This is a genomic window from [Lactobacillus] rogosae, assembly GCA_900112995.1.
GTDB classification, from domain to species: Bacteria; Bacillota; Clostridia; order Lachnospirales; family Lachnospiraceae; genus Lachnospira; species Lachnospira rogosae.
Genome location: FONU01000050.1, coordinates 1 through 1,225, shown reverse-complemented (window position 1 = coordinate 1,225; position 1,225 = coordinate 1). Strand labels below are relative to the sequence as shown.

Here is a 1,225-nt window from a genome sequence, read left to right as displayed (position 1 = left end):
GATAAGCAGTTTGACTGTATGGCAAAATATCTTTCATGGGATATGCTTTTCAAAAAATCATATTACGCAACAGCCAGAGATGAACTTGAAAAAAACAAGGATTCCATGAACGAACTTGAGGGAATCGGAAAAAAATTATAAAGCACGTTCCAAATTCTAATTGTTTTGTAAGAGGGAATATCAGAGAGGCAATGTAAAAGCCACTAGCGGAAGTGCAGATGGCGATGGAACAGTCGATGGCAAAGTATTCCCTGAAGGATATCGCCGATTATATTGATAAAAAGATACATTTTAGGAATGTGTTTATTATACGCATGCCTATAACTAAAAACTTATGGGAATTATAGAGAATAAAGGATGATTAAAAATGTTAGATAAAATGGAGGTATACTATTTCAGTCCCACGGGAGGAACGAAAAAAGTGAGTAGTATTTTTGCGGATGCGATGGAAAAAGAAGTAATCTGGCATGATCTGGGAAGTAAGGAACCTATGATGGAGAAGCCGGAAGGTGAAATGACTGTTGTTGCATCTCCTGTTTTTGGAGGCCGTATTCCTTCAGTTGTACGAGAAAAAATCGAAAAATTCTCAGGAACCGGAAAAAAGGCAGTAACAATAGCGGTTTATGGAAATCGGGCATATGAAGATGCCCTGTTGGAAATGAATGACATTCTGACGAAATGTGGCTTTACGGTAATTGCTTCAGGTGCATTTGTAGCGCAACATTCCATGGCACCTGAAATAGGAGCGGGGAGACCAGATGGAGAAGATGAGAAAGAAATCCATAAATTTGCAGAAACTGTCAAGAATAGCACTGCTGTAGAGAATGTTCAGGTTCCAGGAAATCGCCCATACAAACCAGAGATGAATATGCCGGTTGCACCAATTTCCCTACCATCCTGTACGAAGTGTGGAAAATGCGTAACTGTCTGTCCGACAAACGCTATTTCAGTTGCAGATGGAGCAGTGATTACGGATATAGAGAAATGTATTCTTTGCATGGCATGCACCCATATCTGTACGGAACAGGCGAGAATTAGTCCGCTTCCATTACAGCAGAAAACGGAACAGATGCTTGGTGCCTTAAAGGGTGTCAGAAACAAAAATGAAGTGTTCTTATAAGGAAACTTCTAGTTTGTAAGGAACAGAAACTTTGAAGTTTATGGAGAGGAGAAGAATATGATTTTTCACTATGCTGGCAAATATAATGGAGATGAGAGTAGTCTT

Annotated in this window: 1 protein-coding gene and 1 pseudogene; both read left to right on the top strand. The window is 39.5% G+C overall.

Translation table 11 applies throughout. From position 1 onward, the window contains the following. Positions 1–141 (top strand): annotated as a pseudogene (locus BM157_RS13350) (flavodoxin family protein); the annotation flags it as partial. A gap of 226 nt (positions 142–367) precedes the next feature. Further along, the gene (locus tag BM157_RS12830) at positions 368–1,120 is read left to right on the top strand and encodes a 4Fe-4S binding protein (RefSeq protein ID WP_070101788.1); all 753 of its coding nucleotides are present in this window, start codon (positions 368–370) and stop codon (positions 1,118–1,120) included. The last annotated feature ends 105 nt before the right edge of the window (positions 1,121–1,225 follow it).